The sequence below is a fragment of the Bacteroides faecis genome (assembly GCF_020091505.1).
In the GTDB taxonomy this organism is placed as follows: Bacteria; Bacteroidota; Bacteroidia; order Bacteroidales; family Bacteroidaceae; genus Bacteroides; species Bacteroides faecis.
In genome coordinates this window covers 3,170,926-3,186,961 of record NZ_CP081916.1, presented here as the reverse complement: position 1 = coordinate 3,186,961, position 16,036 = coordinate 3,170,926, and the positions used below count along the sequence as shown (strand labels likewise).

Sequence of the window (16,036 nt, the reverse complement as noted above, 5' to 3'; positions counted from 1 at the left end):
AGCAATCATGAAACATTTATTACTCGTATCATTAACACTTCTTTGTTCTTGTTATTCCGGCTCTTCCAAGAAAGGGCAAAAAGACAAAAGGGATAGTATTTGTTTGCAAAAAGAACTATATGCTTTACATAAGTATGTGGATAGCATTATTAAAATTGACACCATTTTGCAACAACGCTTTCATTGTTTTGGAGCTGGGCTAACCAAAGATAAAATATCTATTGACTTCCAAGATATACCGGAAGATTCTTTTGAGTTTTTTAAATCTGCATTCAAGAAAGAAATTGTTGACTCTCCATTATTGGAGTTCAATATAATGACAGATATCACAATGGATATTGAAATTATTCCGACAACAGAAGCTAAGCAACCGTCGCAATCAACATCTTTTGTCCTGCGACCTGTTTCGCGTAACATTCCAACTGGGAAAAACCTAAATCCCGATTCGCTTTCCATGCACGCAGAATACGCTCGCTATCCGCTATCAACTACGGAAGTAAAAATAGCAGTCTTCAATCACTCACAACAAAAATATACATGTGGAAACGATTATAGCCTTGCTTTTTATAACAATAGTAACCAACAATGGGAAGCATTACCCACCAGTCCAGCCTTTGAAGATATTGGTTGGGTATTACTTCCTAAATATCCCCCTCATCAGCAAACAATCAAACTATACACTTCCGAAGTCCCTAACCGTCCGGGTAAATATCGTATTTATAAAACATTCTATAGAGATACGAAAGAAGTGACTTATGCAGAATTTGAAATATTTTCAAATCTTAAATAAAACAAAAACACCCAATTTTACATTATCGGGTGTAAAATCGGGTGTATTCTTTATAAACCACTGATAATCAGTATTTATTGCGGAGAGACAGGGAACGATTAATTTTTAATTTCCCTATTCATTATCAGTATCTTACCAAAAGCCTCTGCTCCTATGACACCGAATAATTCACCGCGTATATGCTGCAACTTTCTTCCTGTTACACTCTTACTTACTTTTACAAAAGTAGCAAAAAAATGGCATAAATACAAATTATCCACTTGATTTAACGAATATAACTTCTATAATTTTCGTCCAATAACAATTGCAATTTAGAAAGAGGATAAAGAAACTTACCCCCTATGACAGTATAAGCTATCCCCCGTTCATCACGTAACTTTTGCAAAGTTCTGCTTGAGATATGCAACATGCCACATATCTGTTCACCGGTCATATAGACCTCACCGGCTATAGGAACAGGCAAATCCTGAAATTCAAGTATCTCTTTTGAGCATTTCTTAAGCATCCTCATCATCATTATGTACTCTTCTGACTGCCTTGTGATTACTCCGTCCATATGTTATCTTTCTTTTTGAATTAATATTTTGGCCAAATCACTCTCTTTATACATATATTTGCCGCCTATACAAGAACATGGAATAATCCCGTATTCCCTATAGCCTTGCAAACTTCGTTTGGAGATATTCAAAGCCAGACAGACCTCCTGGGCATCCAGTCACTTTTCCATTTCAACCGGACCAATTTTCTTTTTAACGGATTCAATCTGGGCGGATAAACTCTCTATTTGCAGTTTTAACTGTAAATACGCATGTTTCTCTATAACAACTAATTCCATAACAATTTGATTTATAATTTCACTATTTACAAAGCAAATAAAAGCATATTTCCACACTTGACAAAACATTCAAAATTAAAGTCATCCGTTGGCGTGCATTGTCACTCCAAATATACCAAATATCCTCATCCGGACAGATAACATATCTAACCATTTCCGTAACCCAGCCATCGGTTTCCACTCCTTCCATATTTTCATTCCATACTATATATATTACGACTGCTTATTTCCGCCAAAATGTCATTTACAAAACTGAAAAAATTCAAACTAAGGTTACTGCTACCACAAAATAAAAAGAAAAGCCCCGTTATCTGCATCCAAACAGTAACGGGGTTTCCCCTGCCATTTTTTTATCATCCTATATCTTTATACCCTTATTTTTTTTCACATGCTCTTTTTCCTTTACGTCTGTTTTCCGCCGTATTTCCGAAAAGTGCTCTTTCAACAATTTCCCTGCCAGTTTCTTCGCCTTCTCCTGCATCACATCATACACATCCCATCTGTTGCGGCCCAGCAGTTTGTTTTCTATCTTCTCGAATTTATCGTAAAAACTGAAGTTGTCCGGGTATTCATCTATCAGTCCGTCTCTCGGATAGCCTTTATCCATGATATACAGCAGTGTCATCCGGTCATAATTATACGGACTCCGAGTAAGGCCCAACCCCTTTCCGGAATCAGTCAGCCTATAATAGTTCTCCCATGTAGGAGCAAGATCATAACGCTCACTGTCCGTTATACTTTTCAATGCCGATTTGTCCACAAAAGCATCTGCCGGAATCTTCTCCAACGGCAACAAACAGCCGTAATCATCGCAACAGCGGTTTACTTTCCCTTCCATCAATGAAGGCCATCCCCGTAACTCATACACATTCAGATACTTTTCATCAAAGTCCGGTTCAAAGAAACGCTTCTCTATATTCGTTGCCATAAAATCCCCGTATTGACGGTTTCCTATGTAATCCCTACTGAACAGCAGCACCCCTTTACCCGTCTCAACACCCGTATAATACGTGTTCCCATACTTCAAATCATCCTGCATCTCCGCTATCACTTCGGGTGGTGCGGACTTTATCTCCCGCCACATCTCCGGTGTAAGTTGCCGGGTATAGTCCTCGTCCCTTGAAAGCGGGTCCATGTACTTTCACAGGCAATACACCACTTCCGACAGAGCCAGGTATCTATGCAGCTTAATCCCATGTACGTCCATCGCCTTTTCCAGTCTTCGCAGATAATCATCATTATTCCCTTCCCTCAAACGCGGTACAATCCCCATATCAGGCACATTATAGTACATCATGCCCATGGTAGGCATTTCTGTTTCCTTGAGCGCCTTCTCCACATCTTCCAGCATAAACTCCAGAAAACCTTCCTCACCCGTACCTTTCATACTGACATGCACCGGGTTGAGATGTCCGTCCACTGTGACATACACACTGCCACTGTTCGTATTCTCTTTTTCCATTCATCAAAAAATTAAATGTTCATTCCTTGTCCTTTTCTCTTTGCCGGAATCCGCACCCTCATTTCCACGTTCGGAAACCGTACATTATCCGGTCGTGCCACCAGTGACGAAACTATCCGTTCCTGTTCTCCGGTCAGCGGCATAGGCTGCCGTTGCAAATTTCTCAGCCTGTTAAAGTTCCTCAGCGTAGGTGCCATGTCGCAACATGCCACACAAATCCCATATCTCACCATATCCGAAGAAACCGTCTGTCCGTCACCTATTTTTGCCCGGTATGTGGCATTCAGCGGAGCCACCTCATAAAACCTCAAGCTCTCAGGTTTCCGCTTGCCGTCAAAAAAACGTTCGGCCAGCCCACTCAGAAACTCATCCAGCATCCTGTCCCCACCGTCTGTCTTGTCAAACAGCAATACCTTCCGCCCGTGTTCCACCGCCATGTAGGTGGGAAAAGCAGCCAGCCCGCTGCGTATCACATCCCCGTCCATTCCGAAACGATGTCGCAGCCGCCTGTAATCCTCATTTTCCAGCAAAGCCGTATGTTCCGCTGATAATGACAGATGTACAATCCCCCGTTCCTCACAGAATGCCGCATCCCGGAGTCTCACCACCCCCGACGGATATATATTCTCCCGTTCCAGTACAGGACAGAGCCGTTCCAGGTAATCCGCATTGTCCGTACCGAATATGGGAGGAATCAGACTTTTGTCTTTAAAGTCGAAACGGAACATTCAGTGGTCGGGAATAAATTCCCGACCGGTCGTATGAGACCGCACGTTGTTACTGATATAACGGGAAAATCCCTCTTCCCCTTGTCCGCGCATACTCAGATACACAGGTCTGTAAAAGGCGTCCAATGTCATATACAGACTGCCGCTTTCCACCGCTTGCTTTTTCTTTTCTTCCATAGATTCTATAGGATTAATTGTTTCTTCTCCTTCTTCTGTGGGGTAATGGAAGCCGCATACTTCACCTGCCGTTGGCTGTCAAACATCCGCTGTTCAGGAGCTTCCTGCCTGTAGTGTGTTTCCGGTAACCCGCCGGTCTGTTCCTCTTCCGAATACGGATACGACACCGGATGTGACATTTCCATCCTTTCTGTCCGGCTTATCCGTGCGCCCAACCTGAACTCCCCATCCGTAATATGGAACTCCGATTGCAACAAATCCGCCGCCATCTCCTTTGCCTCTTTCTGTAAGGCCGCATAGCCGAAGTCGTGTGCCGACAAAGGCGCGTTCATCCGTGCCCTCATGCTGTCTCCCAGCTTCTCCGCCAGTTCCCTGAACTCATACTCATAGCTGAACGGATGCACCTTGTCTGCCGCAACAATCCCGGCGTACCCGTTTTCCGAAATATACAGTAATGCCGCCACATCATAGTTCCGGGGTGAGATACCCAAACCGAATTCTTTTGTCAGCCGGTCGAAGTTATGGAAATCGGGCCGCAGGTCGAACTTTGCCCTGCACACCCCGCCGTCCAGCACACTTCTATCCGCAAACTTGTCGGAAGTGAAGTTCACCACCGACCTGCGCAATTGTCCATCTGTACTTCGCAAATCCGCTTTGGACAGCTTTTCTATGCAGTTGTCCGCCAGCCCGGCCACCCGTTTGGTAGGCAGGTCAATCTCATATATCCGCAAAGTTTCGGGTACTTTGGTCACGTTGAAGAAGCCGTCGGCCAAATGTTGCAGATAGCTGTTCCGTGCCTTCATACCCTTGGGGGTGTCGGAAAACAGCATCACGCCCTCTTCCGTAACCACCGCATATACCCGGTTTTCCGTCCCGGAGGTTTCCGTTACCGCCGCTTTCCGCCTGTCCGGTTTCCGGGCAATGCGGTTCCAAATATCGTTCAGGATTGACATAGCTTGTATTTTTAGACATGATAACCGGCGACAAAGAAAAGCATTCAGCCGCCAATCTGCAATACCTCATACATACGAGTCATCCGTTGGCGGCTGTTGGCGTACAACCTTTACGCCAGTCGTGCGTCCAGCATCCGGTTATAACTTTTGCGCAGGGAGTCGATGAACGGAGTGGTGTCCGTACAACGGTCGAACACCTTGCCACGCTTGGTGTACAGCGCATTGATTTTCAGATGGAACACTTCCTCGAAAACGCGGATAACATCCACAATTTTCAAATTCCGGCCTTCAGCCGTACCTATCGCACCGGCTGCCATCAGTGCGGCCACCAGTTCAATCAGGTCGCTGTCCGTACCGTTCCATGTCAGTGTGACGGAACTTTTGCTTCCGCTTCCCCGCACCGCTTCCGCATGGAATCCGGCAGACACGGTACCATGACGAAGCATCTCCTTCAGTATTTCCGCTTCCGTATCCAGCAACGCCAACGTCTTGTCGATAAACACGTCATACAGGATATTGCGGCAATCTTCAGCCATTCCGTTGCGGGCCTGCCGCATAAAGGCCAGCTCTATTTTTGTGTAGTTCAGACAACGTAGCTGTCCCGTCAGGTCCCCTGCCGGTGAAAGCGTGGCAAGGCAGTTCACGAAATCGTCATAGGCGGCCGGCAACTCACCTGCCGCAGGTCCGGCACCGTTTGTATAAGAGGCGAACAGATTAAAAAGAGAGGTTTCCACCAATGTCTTCATCGTATCATGTTTTTAGGTTCCACAATTCAACTCTCCACTCATCCTGCCGGAATAAAGACAAGTGCCATGCCTGAAACAGTACACAGATAAAACATTGGAAATAAACCATATAGAAAGCAGTAAAAATGATGTGTACATAAAAGCATTGTGGATTGGACATGATGTGTCCGAATTTCGGACATATTCTAATCCAGACGATACTTCCTCAGTTTCAGATAAAGCGTGCTCCGGCTGATGCCCAGCAGCCGTGCGGCAGCCTTCCTGTCATTGCCCGTTGCCTCCAATGCTTTCAGAATGGTTGCCCGTTCCATCCGCTCGTCATTAAGTGAATACTCTCCCGGTTGCCTGCCTTTATCGGGAATGTCTATCTCCCCGGTGGTTATCCAGTCATCTTTAGCCAATAAGGTGGCCCGTCTGACAACCATCCTCAGTTCCCGTATGTTTCCCGGCCACGAATAAGCTTTCAATCGTTTCTGTACTTCGCAGTCAAAGCCTTTCACTTTCCTTGAGAACTCTTGATTGGCGGCATCCAGCATGAATTCTGCCAACGGAATTATATCCTCAATGCACTCTGCCAGCAATGGTACATGCAACGGAAATTCATTCAGACGATGGAACAGGTCTTCCCGAAAACGTCCTTCGGCTATCGCCTTTTCCAGGTCCTCATTGGTAGCGGCTACCAGACGGATGTCCGTCTGAATCTCCTCTTTACCGCCTACGGGGCGGTAGCGTTTTTCCTGCAAGGCACGCAACAGTGCCCTTTGTACTTCGGCATTCAGATTTCCCACTTCGTCCAGAAACAGTGTCCCATGGTTGGCGGCGGCAAACATGCCCGTCTTGTTTTCCGTCGCTCCGGTAAAGGCACCCTTCACATGACCGAACAGTTCCGATGCCGCCAGTTCCTTCGGAAGCACCCCGCAATCCACTGCGATGAAAGATGCATCCGACCGACCGCTCAACACATGTATCTGCCGGGCCACATACTCCTTGCCTGTCCCTGACGCGCCACGTATCAGCACGGCTAACGTATCCACCGGAGCCACCAGCCGGATATGCTCCTGCAATCTCAATGCCAAAGGGCTTTTGCTTGTATAGAATCTTTGTTTTGTATTGCCGTCCCTTCTCTTACGTTCCAATGCTTTCCGGATAATACCGAGTACCTTTTCTGTCTGCACAGGTTTGGGCAGATAGTCCACGACACCTTTTTTAACCGCTTCCACTGCACCGGGTATGTCCCCGTAGCCTGTCATGATAAGGAAAGGAATACGATAGCCATGTGTATTCATCCATTCCAGCAGTTCCATGCCATTGCCGTTGTCGAGACGAAAATCCGACAATACCAGATCCACATCATGATTGTCCAAAAACTCCTTTGCATTGTTCACGGATAATACATAACGGGCATTGATACCGTTTTTCACCAGCCAGTTTGTGGTAGCACGTGCATACACACGGTCATCCTCTACTATCAATACAGTTTCCATATACTCTTTTCTTTATTCTTTTTGCTTTCTTTACAGCATATTCCACAGCTTTAATCAGTTCCTCTATTCTTTCATCCGATAAGCCACCCCATTTTTCGGAAGGCATGGAAGCCATTTCCCTCAGTTCACTTTGGGGAATGTTTATGCGGATCATTTCCCAAAGCGGTGCGGCTTTGTGTATGATACTTCCCAACTTCTTATAATCTCCCGTGGAAAAAGCGTCCCTCATTCCGGCAAGTTCATCCATGGTATCCTTTATGAACAGGTCCAACATCTCTTCCACGTTTTCCTCTCCTTCCATGATGACAGCAAAATCAGGTCGATCCATTTGTGAAACTGCCGCCAGCAACTCTTCCTCAGAGAAAGGCTTATACAGACAATCGGCAAAACCTGCGGTAAGATACTCTCCCTTTTTATCGGAACGTGCCGTGATGGCTATGACGGGAATCTCCCATGCCCGGGGAATGTTCGAGGTCCTCAACAGCTCAAGGACCGAGAAACCATTCGCACCGGGCATCTGTATGTCGGTCAGCAGAAGGTCGTATTCCTGTTTGTTCAGACAATCCATCAACTCCCGGACATCCGAGCAGCAGTCACAGTGAATCTGACTGCGGGAAAGCATTCTACTGATGACTCCCAGCTGGATACGGTTGTCATCAATGACCAGCACACGAATATCAACGGGCAATTCACAAACAGGAGAAAACTTCTCTTCCGGACAGACGGGGTGTCCGGCCGGTAGCATAGGCAGGAAAACAGAAAAACGGCTGCCCTCACCGGGTACACTCTCCACTTCCACATGCCCCTGCATCAAGGATACGAGCCGGGCCGTGATTGCCAACCCCAACCCGAAGCCTGGGATATTACGCGCATTGTCGAGCCTTTCGAAAGCTCCGAATATCCGTTTTTTCTCCTCAAGAGCTATTCCCATACCCGTATCCAGAACAGAAATGTGGAGATTTCCCGGCCGGTATTCCACCTCAAGAAGCACCTTCCCGTGAAATGTGAACTTCAAGGCATTGGACAACAGGTTGCCGACTATCTGCCGGATATGCGAGCTGTCACAGTTGACCATAACATCCAGACCGGAGAAAGATGCGGTGAACGCTAGTTTTTTCTGCCGGGCGGCAAGACGGTGGCTGTCCGCTATTTCTTCAAACAGAGTTTTCAAGCTAAAGAGTGTGTTTTTGGAGTACACCTCACCTTCATCCATCCGGTGATATTCCATCAGCGTGTCTACCAGAGCGAGCATATAATCGGACGAATGCAGGATATTGTCCAGATAACCGGCCCTGCAACTACCATCGCTTTCCGAAAACAACTGTTCCGCACAGCCTCTGATAGCTGCCAGCGGAGCACGCAGGTCATGGACCACCGAGGCCATCAGCTCCTTACGTGAACGGAGCAATTCTCTATTCCGATTGTCGGACTGTTCAAATTCCCTCTCATACCGGAGACGGCGGTTCAAATCCCGGTGAATGAGGATATACAATACAATTGCCAGTAAAGAGACAGACAAAGCCAAGCCGGCTACCACATAGTAGGAATTATTCCGTTCAAGGACAAAGGTTCTGTAGCGTGCAGTAAAACGTTCGTTATTCTCCCGTTCAAATTCAGAGACTATGCTGTTCATCCTTTCGTTCAGTTCCATGCCGCCAACGTATAAGCTGTCCATCTGTGCCTGTATTTGCACTAATCTTTCAGCCTGTTCCAAGGAGATCCTTTTATTCAGAGAGTGGAGCATATATGTTGCCATTCCGATTGAAGGGACAATGAACAAAGAGCAATGCCTACATTCGCCATCTTCCTTCTGTCGCTGACAGGCAAGTTTATTCTCTTTTAATGGAAAAATATCCCAAATTTCCTTCTTAGAACTATCTCTCGTACCGGATTTAAACAAGACCATATTCCTCTTTTGCTGCACAGCTTGTCTCCTAGCAGTCAAAATAATGGAAGGGATACTTTCCTGTACAATATCGCCAATACTCTGCAATTCATTGAAAGTATGCATTGTCTTGGAAAGAAGAATTTCTTTATTCCAAAGAAGAAGACACAATGAGTCAATACGGCTTTTTTGTAAGGGAGTATGGACATACTCCTTTAGGAGTTGCAGACTGTCACAAACTCCATGACACCTACGGCTATATTCCCTTATATCATTATCATCCCATGTAATGACAATCTCCGCATGAGTAGAGAGAACCAACAAGCTAATACAACTCTTTTTTACCAAACGGTATGTTGTTATTAACTCCTTTTCCTTCTTGCGCAATGTGTGTCTCAGCATCTGTTCCTGGCGAAACAGCCAGACAATGAAAGCCAATAGCAAAACTAAAATCGCATAACCCAAAAATATTTTTAATTTTAACCACATAATGGTACTGATTATAATTCCTATTCACCTCAAGAATGCTGTTTTTTATATTCGTATAACACCTGTACAAAAACGCGTAACAAAATTGCTGTGGGTGATCAATACCAATGTTTTCTTTCCTGCTAATTCAACAAGGCGTTCCAATAACAGGTTTTCCGTTTCATTATCCAAAGCAGAGGTAGGTTCATCCAAAAGCAGAATATTTCCTGAGCGTAACAGTGCCCGAGCAATAGCAATACGTTGCACCTGCCCCTCACTTAATCCGGAATTTCGTTCACCGCACAGCGTATCAATGCCTTGAGGCAGTGTATAAACAAAATCTGCCACAGCCGTATGAAGCGCTTCACGAAGTTCTTCATCTGTAGCTGCCGGATTGCCCATCAATAGGTTCTCTTTAATAGTTCCGCTGACAAGCATATTATTTTGTGGGACGTAAGAAAGATTGCATCGGGTTGCTGCTGAAGCAGCTATTCCCTGTTCGTTTGAGCTATCATAAAAAAGAACTTTACCACTATCAGGAGAAAAAAGTCCTAACAGTAACTTGAACAAAGTGCTCTTTCCGATTCCGGTCTCACCGACAATCGCTGTAAAGCTTCCTGGTGTGAAATCACAGCTGAAGTTTTCCAATATATACTGTTCCCTATCCGGATAAGAAAAAAACACATGCTCCATCCGAATTCCCACGGAACCGTCCATCAGCCTGTTAGGCAATTCTATGCTTTCTTCAGGAAAGGAACCTATTTCCGCCAGTCGTTCCACTGAAGTCAATGTCTTTGCAAAAGTAGAGAGCTGACGGCTTAATTCATACATGGGATGCTGTATCTGAGCAACCAGTTGCAAAAAGGTAGTCATCATCCCGAACGATACCGTACCAGCCAACAAGCCATAAACTCCCCATACAAAAGCTGTAAGATAACCCACCGAGAATCCTCCCTGCATAACGGTGCGTGAAAACATCGTAAAATCTGTGCGACGTATCACCTGTTGCTGTAACTTCATTTGCAAAGCATACAGCTTTCTTTCCATAGGAAGTATATATTCTAGAATACTTATTAACAGATGGTGCCGCAAACTTTCTTGCAGATGAATTTGTAACTCACTGTCTGTTCGGCGGATATCTGAGGAAAGTTTCCTCATTTTTTTTAAAAAAATCCGGCTTACCACCATTGCTACGGGAGTCAGCCCCACCATAATAAAAGCCAGATATGGCTCCATGGAATACAAGAAAAAGAATGCTCCCAGCAACTGACATATTCCGGATGCTACATACGGCATTTCCCGGCAAAGCATGCCTGTTACCACCGGCACATCCTGTTCCAATCGGTTAATCAAGTCGGCACTGTGCATCGAGTTGCGTTCATCCAGCTTGCTTCTCATCAGTTTGCCGAACAGATTCGATTCCAACCGATTCCTCATGCCGATTTCCATCCTGCTTTCCAGCCGCCCGTATGCCACCGCCAGCACCAACTGCGCCACCAGACATATGACCAGCGCCACTAGATATTCCCCCAGTAACTCTTCCTTTCCGTGGGTGGCCGCATCCACCAACTGTTTGCATACCCATACCATGCTCAACGAAACACTTGCTCTGACTATCCCTACCACACTATTTGCCACAATATCCAAGCGATGACATCTCGTCTGATTCCACAGCCACCTCAAACTACTCATCTGTTTCATAATCATCATCATTTTTTATCATCCAAACCATTCAGAAAAAAGCGACAGACCACCAGCAACCCTCTGCGAAAAGGCCGCAATCTCATCCATGTCAGTGAGAGGAAACGTTCCATTCGAGAGGAACAGTCCACTTCATGCCCTTTACGGATAATCTTCACTGCCTTGCCCAATACTACATCCCGGCTGCATACTTCCATCTGCGACAGATTTCCATCCCCCATAAGCAGCAAGGTATCCGTACCCATTTCGTAAATTCTGTGCAGCACAAACTCTTTCGTCGCGGTACCTACCAAGACAATATCCCCGATCCGGAAACTGAGGGCGGGACACAGTAACACCTTGTCGCGTGTCGGCATCAGAAACGGACACATGCTTTTTCCTGTTACTCTCAATGTCACAGAGCAGCCCTGCTTCAACAGCCGTACCACTTCATCCATCAGCATTTCACTTTCCATGCTTTCTATCTCCTTTTAAAACACGGAAAGGCCATCGGCTCCGCAAGGGCCGACAGCCTTTTCCTTTTAAATCATGCCTTATTGCATTCAATTTTCCTTTTCCAGATAGAAACGTCCGGAACCGGATGCTACGCTTTTCAGAGTGACCGTCTCATCAAGACCATAAGCCTGACCTGTCTGACTGTCCACCAGTCTCCAACCCTTCCAAGCAGCATTTCGGCTCTCAAAAGAAAGCTGTATATCCCCTACCTGCTTCATATAGAAGCCCAGTGGAATCCGTTCATCCGTTTGCTGATAGTGAATAGAAAGAGCCTTTCCATCTGCTACGGTATATACAGCTACTTCGGGATTGGCTTCCTCATCCAGCAACAGACTTGCATTTTTAGAATGGTTTCCCATCCTTGTATTTGAAGATAGCACAACGCACGAAGCAGTCTGCCGATTTACACGAGCAGACAAATACAGCGGTGAGAAACCTGATTTACGGATCGATGACCCAGCTACTGATGTTCTTTGTTCCAGCATATCATAGGAAAGACGTACTACGGTCGATTTTCCACTTACCTTAGTCTTGACAAACATCGCTTGCATAGGTGCCAGCTTCGTTGTTGCATCTGCCCGGGTACTTACTCCATTGGCTTGAATAGCCTGATAATCATTGTTAACATACACATAAGCAGCCTCTATCGATTCTTTGTTGGCATCCAGAAATTTCTGGATGTTGATATGCGCCATAAAGGGATTACCAAACAAAAACATGTCACTATTATCCAATTGCGTTAAGGTAATGGTAGAAGGCATCGAATTCTCAACCATCAATCTTCCGACTGATTTACGTGTAAACGTTTCTTCTTTTAAAGTACTACCTCCCAAATCATAGTAATGGTAAGTGGTATGTGACTTAGGAAAATGGAATGAACAAGTGGAAGAATTTGCTCCATCCGCTTCACCTGCCCTCATCGCAAATCCCTGACCTAATTCATAGACCGTAGATACGGCATTGAACGTTCTGGACCAGTTCGGTTGATTGATGATAGCCGGGTCGTTCGTTGAGACAGCACGGGTCAATGCTGTATTCTCAACCATTTTGCTGTAAAAACGCTGATAAATGACAGGGTTAATCCGCTGTTCACCGTATGTAAGAGCTAAATCTCCATCCGTATCCTTCAGTTCCTTAAAGTAATTTGTATGGAAGCCCGATTCATCAGTCTCCTTACGCATCTCGTTCCATGCAGCAAGATCTCCTTGATAGACAAACATATCACCTGTCTGCATATCCTTCAATGGAGCCGAGAACAGCTGATAAGCACCACTCTGAATATTCACATCCACAAAGGCTTTTCCCACATAATTCAGATATGCCTGACCTATAAGTTCAGCACCTGGTTCAAAATGTATATTCAAACAAGTAGCCTTATCATTACTATCCAATACGGGATACGTTGTAGCGCCGGTTGGTATGATTACATTGGTACATTCCCAAGGTATACCACGATCCCAGTTGCTCCATTGATTCCAGTCCGCTGATCTTGCACTCCCCTCCCAAGTAGTTTCCGTAGGATGCACCATAACATGAATAGCTCCGGCAGCCTCTTCTCCCTGTATACGAATATAATAATCTCCTACAGGCATATCTTTTATGGTAAAATGTCCATTATTTAATGAGAGTGTATATTCCGTCTCTTTATTATTTTGGTTTACATCATAGCATATTAACGTATAATCATTACCAGGCTTTCCACCCGCCACTTGAATAACAACCTCTTCCGGATAGCAGACATGCTCTGATTCGGCAGTAGCATACGTAATCTTATCGCCTATATCTTCTTCCGAACAATCAGGAACGCCGTTCTCATTACTGTCTCGACGGGTATAGGCACCAAATAGATTAACAGTCTTTAAAGCTCCCGCTACAGCCGGAAGTTCTATTCTCACTTCATCAAAAGCTATTCCTTTGGGAATGGTTGTTTCATAGTAATACTTATCGCTATATCCAATCAACTGAATATCCAATAGCTGTTGATGTCCATTGCTGGATGCGACTTCATTTCCATGATAATAAACAGACATTTTAGCCCCATCCAAAAGATCTACATCTGCCAAATGTTCCGGATATGAAACGATAAATCCAATTTGACGCTGGATACCAAACATTTCGTTGAAACGTACAGCTACACTCGTTTTTCCTATCACTTCTGTATAGGTTACGGTAGCACAGGATTCTTTGTCTGAATCCAAAAGTTTGCTTAAATGATTGAAACTTGTTCCAATGTTGGCCACTCCTATGGCTTTAGTTTCCGCATAATTAATTTCAGCACCGTAAGAAGCAGGAGTCAGCAGTTCGATACAAGCTTCAGCCGGATCTGAACTCACACAGTTATCACTGACTTTTTCCCAATAGGCATAATAGAGTTTATAAGACTTCAGATTGAGATCCAGCACACCGGCATGCCAAAGTTCTATTTGATCAAAAGACACATTCGTTTTAAAACCAATCCGCATTTTCTTGCTTTCACTGCCAATCAACCCGACATCAGCCACTTCGGAACCGGCAGTAAGACTGGTAGCCACTTCCTTTCCGCCCTTGTATAGCTTAACTACAAAAAACTTCAATACGTCAGCTCCTAAGATAGTCGTATTGGTTTCCATCACAAACCCGGTCTTGATTGCTTCAGAATTTTCATTGATTGACTTTTCTGTTTTAATAGATACCAGGCATTTACCTCCTATGAGTGTTAACACATTGGAATAATTCGCATAATTATCTCGATTATTGTCAACCAAATTTTCGGCACCCTCTATCTTTTCCAATATCTCCAACACATGTCCACCAGCCGTATTAGTACTAACGCTTGCTCCATAATTCTCATAATCTATAATCTGGTCGCAAGTTTCACCCATTTTCACATTTTCACGTTTTACGGTTACTTCTTGACTGATGGTTTGCGTTTGGCCTTCATCGTCCTTATAAGTATAAGTAGCCACTACCACATAGTCACCATCCACCGTCATCCCAATCAATTTGCCATTAGAAGTGATGCTGGCCTTGGCACCTTCAGGAGCACTTTTCAAGCTCCAAGATACCTTACCTGACTCAGGTACGAGAAACTGATAGGAATTTCCTGTAATTTTATCATTGGCTAACGTAAAATAACTGGAGGGATCCACCACTATCGGATCCTTGACAAATGCATAATGAATAGTGGTAGCACTGAGTGAAATATTCACCCCATTGTATTTGATTCGAATCTGTGAACAGGGTTTGGTAATGACCATACTGATCATACTATTTCCACCCCCAACTGCCGAAATACCCAAAAGCGAATTGATGGTAACCTCTTCAACCTCCTTATCATTCTTATCATAGGTAGTCAACTGAACACCACCTCCGAGATCAATAGAGAGTACATCAATGGCTGTAGTATAGAATCCTATTTCAGAACCTGCCGGAATTTCTTTTCCCAAATCCACTGTAATATACGGATCGGAAAGCAATCCAGCCAGTGTTCCAAACGTAACACCATTTGTTTTATCTGAATCAACCAGTTTACCAGCCTGCAGACTCAAAATTGCATCAGTCCACCCCCAATCAAATAATCCATTATAATGTATTTTAGACTTGGGGAAATAAGTACTTCCCTCCGTACAAGGCTTGACCTCGTTGTCGCCAACAAACGCATAGTAAAGACTTAAGCCAGACAACACCTCGGCATCCACACCTGCAATACCGATTTTAATTTCATCAAAAGGTTTGTCAAAACTGGTAGAGATAGAGAGGCTCTGCTTTCCGTCATTGTTGGCTGCCCCTAACAAATTTAACTCCAGGACTTTTCCTTCCGTGTTACCCCCTTTCGTTTCTTGTACCTCACCATTTAAGAAGGTTTTCAGCCAGAATCCCTTCAATACGGTAGCAGATAACAATTTTTTATTCGCCGCTTTATACACAAACCCAGCCGTTTGACCTCCGGCATAAACCCGATTCAAATCAATCACCGAAGCAATCTGATTACCTAACAGGTCAGCTCGGATTCCTCCGAAGTAAGTAGCATTATCCAAATCGGTATCCAGCATGTTATCAAAACCGTTAGTAGTTCCCAGAGCAGTAATCAAGGCATCGGAATAATCATTAACCATGCGACCCTCACCTACCAAAGGTACTCTTCGAGAAGCTACCCAATAACCTTCTGCATTTTTTGTTAGTCCGGCAACAGCGTCAGTTGTACTTCGTGTTACACTCTGTGGTGCTTCCGATACAGATATCAGCTCATCATCCTGGCATGACTGTAAGCATGCAGAGAATAAAACAAGCCCTCCTAAAAGAATGTCTTTTATCTTCATATCCTTATCAATAC

The 16,036-nt window shown here is 44.7% G+C and carries 14 protein-coding genes; 1 reads left to right on the top strand and 13 read right to left on the bottom strand.

All coding sequences use genetic code 11. The annotated features are described in order from the left end of the window. Window positions 1-7: 7 nt before the first annotated feature. The gene (locus K6V30_RS12260) at window positions 8-790 is read left to right on the top strand and encodes an immunoglobulin-like domain-containing protein (protein WP_181950781.1); all 783 of its coding nucleotides are present in this window, start codon (window positions 8-10) and stop codon (window positions 788-790) included. 265 nt (window positions 791-1,055) lie between these two features. Here the strand turns inward: K6V30_RS12260 and K6V30_RS12255 are convergent, their stop codons facing one another. The 13 genes from K6V30_RS12255 to K6V30_RS12195 all read right to left on the bottom strand — a co-directional run bounded on the left by K6V30_RS12255 (window position 1,056) and on the right by K6V30_RS12195 (window position 16,022). Beyond that, window positions 1,056-1,346 (bottom strand): helix-turn-helix domain-containing protein, encoded by a 291-nt coding sequence (locus K6V30_RS12255; protein WP_224207112.1) that lies wholly within the window; start codon window positions 1,344-1,346, stop codon window positions 1,056-1,058. A gap of 3 nt (window positions 1,347-1,349) precedes the next feature. After that, on the bottom strand, window positions 1,350-1,505 hold the full coding sequence (locus K6V30_RS12250; RefSeq protein WP_117985631.1) for a helix-turn-helix domain-containing protein: 156 nt from the start codon (window positions 1,503-1,505) through the stop codon (window positions 1,350-1,352). Window positions 1,506-1,983: 478 nt separating this feature from the next. Beyond that, window positions 1,984-2,760: a DUF6047 family protein gene (locus tag K6V30_RS12245; protein WP_224207111.1), complete on the bottom strand. Its 777-nt coding sequence runs from the start codon at window positions 2,758-2,760 to the stop codon at window positions 1,984-1,986. 6 nt (window positions 2,761-2,766) lie between these two features. Beyond that, a complete protein-coding gene (locus K6V30_RS12240; protein WP_221645988.1) occupies window positions 2,767-3,087 on the bottom strand; it encodes a hypothetical protein in 321 nt (106 codons plus the stop codon). Window positions 3,088-3,098: 11 nt separating this feature from the next. Continuing rightward, the gene (locus K6V30_RS12235; RefSeq protein ID WP_224207110.1) at window positions 3,099-3,815 is read right to left on the bottom strand and encodes a DUF6047 family protein; all 717 of its coding nucleotides are present in this window, start codon (window positions 3,813-3,815) and stop codon (window positions 3,099-3,101) included. Next, window positions 3,816-3,992: a hypothetical protein gene (locus K6V30_RS12230; RefSeq protein WP_002562197.1), complete on the bottom strand. Its 177-nt coding sequence runs from the start codon at window positions 3,990-3,992 to the stop codon at window positions 3,816-3,818. It abuts the gene before it with no gap. 5 nt (window positions 3,993-3,997) lie between these two features. After that, window positions 3,998-4,945 (bottom strand): DUF6047 family protein, encoded by a 948-nt coding sequence (locus tag K6V30_RS12225; protein WP_224207109.1) that lies wholly within the window; start codon window positions 4,943-4,945, stop codon window positions 3,998-4,000. Window positions 4,946-5,055: 110 nt separating this feature from the next. After that, window positions 5,056-5,691, bottom strand: a complete 636-nt coding sequence (locus K6V30_RS12220; RefSeq protein ID WP_224207108.1) for an RteC domain-containing protein — start codon at window positions 5,689-5,691, stop codon at window positions 5,056-5,058. A gap of 185 nt (window positions 5,692-5,876) precedes the next feature. Continuing rightward, window positions 5,877-7,175, bottom strand: a complete 1,299-nt coding sequence (locus tag K6V30_RS12215) for a sigma-54-dependent transcriptional regulator (RefSeq protein WP_224207107.1) — start codon at window positions 7,173-7,175, stop codon at window positions 5,877-5,879. Further along, on the bottom strand, window positions 7,147-9,549 hold the full coding sequence (locus tag K6V30_RS12210) for an ATP-binding response regulator (RefSeq protein ID WP_224207106.1): 2,403 nt from the start codon (window positions 9,547-9,549) through the stop codon (window positions 7,147-7,149). Before K6V30_RS12210 ends, K6V30_RS12215 begins: the two co-directional genes overlap by 29 nt. A 45-nt stretch (window positions 9,550-9,594) precedes the next feature. Beyond that, window positions 9,595-11,229, bottom strand: a complete 1,635-nt coding sequence (locus K6V30_RS12205) for an ABC transporter ATP-binding protein (RefSeq protein WP_224207105.1) — start codon at window positions 11,227-11,229, stop codon at window positions 9,595-9,597. An 8-nt stretch (window positions 11,230-11,237) separates the two neighbouring features. Beyond that, complete coding sequence (locus K6V30_RS12200) at window positions 11,238-11,684, bottom strand: S24/S26 family peptidase (protein WP_224207104.1); 447 nt, start codon at window positions 11,682-11,684, stop codon at window positions 11,238-11,240. A gap of 87 nt (window positions 11,685-11,771) precedes the next feature. After that, window positions 11,772-16,022 (bottom strand): hypothetical protein, encoded by a 4,251-nt coding sequence (locus tag K6V30_RS12195; protein WP_224207103.1) that lies wholly within the window; start codon window positions 16,020-16,022, stop codon window positions 11,772-11,774. Window positions 16,023-16,036: the final 14 nt, after the last annotated feature.

What these genes read in the sequence shown, in the direction of transcription:
- K6V30_RS12215 (WP_224207107.1), bottom strand. Translation starts at nt 7,175, where the DNA reads ATGGAAACTGTATTGATAGTAGAGGATGACCGTGTGTATGCACGTGCT.
- K6V30_RS12200 (WP_224207104.1), bottom strand. Translation starts at nt 11,684, where the DNA reads ATGGAAAGTGAAATGCTGATGGATGAAGTGGTACGGCTGTTGAAGCAG.
- K6V30_RS12230 (WP_002562197.1), bottom strand. Translation starts at nt 3,992, where the DNA reads ATGGAAGAAAAGAAAAAGCAAGCGGTGGAAAGCGGCAGTCTGTATATG.
- K6V30_RS12195 (WP_224207103.1), bottom strand. Translation starts at nt 16,022, where the DNA reads ATGAAGATAAAAGACATTCTTTTAGGAGGGCTTGTTTTATTCTCTGCA.
- K6V30_RS12245 (WP_224207111.1), bottom strand. Translation starts at nt 2,760, where the DNA reads ATGGACCCGCTTTCAAGGGACGAGGACTATACCCGGCAACTTACACCG.
- K6V30_RS12205 (WP_224207105.1), bottom strand. Translation starts at nt 11,229, where the DNA reads ATGAAACAGATGAGTAGTTTGAGGTGGCTGTGGAATCAGACGAGATGT.
- K6V30_RS12220 (WP_224207108.1), bottom strand. Translation starts at nt 5,691, where the DNA reads ATGAAGACATTGGTGGAAACCTCTCTTTTTAATCTGTTCGCCTCTTAT.
- K6V30_RS12235 (WP_224207110.1), bottom strand. Translation starts at nt 3,815, where the DNA reads ATGTTCCGTTTCGACTTTAAAGACAAAAGTCTGATTCCTCCCATATTC.
- K6V30_RS12210 (WP_224207106.1), bottom strand. Translation starts at nt 9,549, where the DNA reads ATGTGGTTAAAATTAAAAATATTTTTGGGTTATGCGATTTTAGTTTTG.
- K6V30_RS12260 (WP_181950781.1), top strand. Translation starts at nt 8, where the DNA reads ATGAAACATTTATTACTCGTATCATTAACACTTCTTTGTTCTTGTTAT.
- K6V30_RS12225 (WP_224207109.1), bottom strand. Translation starts at nt 4,945, where the DNA reads ATGTCAATCCTGAACGATATTTGGAACCGCATTGCCCGGAAACCGGAC.
- K6V30_RS12240 (WP_221645988.1), bottom strand. Translation starts at nt 3,087, where the DNA reads ATGGAAAAAGAGAATACGAACAGTGGCAGTGTGTATGTCACAGTGGAC.
- K6V30_RS12255 (WP_224207112.1), bottom strand. Translation starts at nt 1,346, where the DNA reads ATGGACGGAGTAATCACAAGGCAGTCAGAAGAGTACATAATGATGATG.